This window comes from Roseovarius sp. (genome assembly GCF_040223625.1).
Taxonomy (GTDB): Bacteria; Pseudomonadota; Alphaproteobacteria; order Rhodobacterales; family Rhodobacteraceae; genus Roseovarius.
Genome location: NZ_JAVKFX010000024.1, coordinates 65,001 through 67,418, shown reverse-complemented (window position 1 = coordinate 67,418; position 2,418 = coordinate 65,001). Strand labels below are relative to the sequence as shown.

General features: G+C 54.6%; 1 rRNA gene (cut by a window edge). It reads right to left on the bottom strand.

The features are described 5' to 3' along the window. Positions 1-2,418, bottom strand: a 23S ribosomal RNA gene (locus tag RLN94_RS06420); its annotated part runs 45 nt beyond the window's last position; the annotation flags it as partial.

Below are 2,418 nucleotides of genomic sequence, written 5' to 3'. Positions count from 1 at the left end.
ACGGCCGCCGTTTACCTGGGCTTCAATTCAAGGCTCTCACCTCTCCTTTTAACCTTCAGGCACCGGGCAGGCGTCAGACCCTATACGTCGTCTTGCGACTTCGCAGAGCCCTGTGTTTTTAGTAAACAGTCGCCACCCCCTAGTTTGTGCCCCCGCCCCGAAGTTGCCTTCGAAGCGGGCCTCCTTCTCGCGAACTTACGGAGGCATTTTGCCGAGTTCCTTCAACATCGTTCTCTCAAGCGCCTTGGTATGCTCTACCAGTCCACCTGTGTTGGTTTAGGGTACGGTCTGATGGAGGGGCTATTTCCAGGAACTGCTAAGCGGCCCATCCAATCCGATAAGGATGAACAACCTTCGCAATCCGTCACCACCTCCCGGCCCAGGAATATTAACCTGGTTCCCATCGGCTACGCCTTTCGGCCTCGCCTTAGGGGCCGGCTTACCCTGCTCAGATTAGCTTTAAGCAGGAACCCTTGGACTTTCGGCGAGAGTGTCTCTCACACTCTTTGTCGCTACTCATGTCATCATTCTCACTAGTGATCTCTCCACCGGATGGCTCACGCCCCGGCTTCATCGAAAGCCTCTCTCCTCCAAGGCGGGCGAACCCGCTAAGGAGGAATGAGACTATGTCACACTACGCTCTGCTACCAGTGCATACGCACTCCTCGGCTTCGGCTCGTGGCTTGAGCCCCGTTACATCTTCGCCGCAGGACAACTTGTTTAGACCAGTGAGCTGTTACGCTATCTTTAAAGGATGGCTGCTTCTAAGCCAACCTCCTGGTTGTTTTGGTCGTCCCACCTGCTTTCCCACTTAGCCACGAATTGGGGGCCTTAGCCGGAGGTCAGGGTTGTTTCCCTCTCCACTACGGGCGTTAGCACCCGCAGTGTGTCTGCCATCTAGTACTCCTCGGTATTCGGAGTTTGGTTAGGATCAGTAAGCCTGTGGGGCCCCATTACCCATCCAGTGCTCTACCCCCGAGGGTATTCGGATGACGCTCTACCTAAATAGATTTCGCAGAGAACCAGCTATCTCCGAGTTTGATTGGCCTTTCACCCCTAGGCACAGCTCATCCCGTTCTTTTTCAACAGAAGTGGGTTCGGTCCTCCAGTAAGTGTTACCTTACCTTCAACCTGGCCATGCCTAGATCACTCGGTTTCGGGTCTGATCCATCCAACTCATCGCCCTATTAAGACTCGCTTTCGCTGCGCCTACACCTAACGGCTTAAGCTTGCTGGATAGACCAAGTCGATGACCCATTATACAAAAGGTACGCCGTCACAAGACTGGACACTAATAACAATCTCATTTGAGAGGGATCGACACCCGCAGCTGTACGGTCTCGAGACCTGGGTTGCGGCTGTTGATGCCCGCGTTCGACCGGTGATCGACGCTGAGGCCGACCCGCGTGCCGTTCCGGGCCTGGTAGCCGATCTCGATGCCCGACCGGAACTGTACCGGTCCGCCAAGATCGTGCCCGCCGCCGTTCTCGTAAAGGCCCGCCATCGAGTGAAACTGGATGAAGGTCCGTTCGTTGAACAGGTTCAGCGTGTATGCGTGCCCCGCGCCGATCCAGAATTCACCATCTGTCGTGGCCGAGAAACCCCAGATGCTCTGGAACGGACCGAAGGCCCGCGCCGTGTCGCGCCGGAAGTATATTTCCTCGCCAGAGGCGTTTTCCTGGAAGTATGTCTCGCCCAGTGCCAGAGAGTTGTAAGCGGGCACGTCGTTTCTCGCCAGGCACCCCTCATTGGGGCAGTGGTTAACGCTCATGTCTATGAGCCCCGCGATAAGTCCGACGACCGCCATGGTCCCGTCTGTCACAAATGCGATATCCGACACGTTTGCCTCCAACATGAATCGTTTTCATGTTGATGAAGCAGATTGTCATTAGAGTCCAGTCAAGCTCCGACTGATTGTAGGCGTCCGGTTTCAGGTACTGTTTCACTCCCCTCGTCGGGGTGCTTTTCACCTTTCCCTCACGGTACTGGTTCGCTATCGGTCAGTAAGGAGTACTTAGCCTTCGAGGGTGGTCCCCCGATCTTCAGACAGGATTTCACGTGTCCCGCCCTACTTAATACGTACCTCAGAGCTTATTGTACGGGGCTGTCACCCGCTATGGCCATGCTTCCCAACATGTTCCAATCACTCATCGGTCTCGGCTGGTCCCCGTTCGCTCGCCGCTACTAGGGGAGTATCAATTGATTTCCTTTCCTCCGGGTACTTAGATGTTTCAGTTCTCCGGGTTTGCTCTTAAAGACCTATGTATTCAGTCCTTAAGTACCTGTTTATGCACGTTATCAACTGCAGAGCAGATAATAACGAACATTCAGGTGGGTTGCCCCATTCGGAAATCCAGGGATCAAAGCTTATTCTCAGCTCCCCCCGGCTTATCGCAGAGTATCACGTCCTTCATCGCC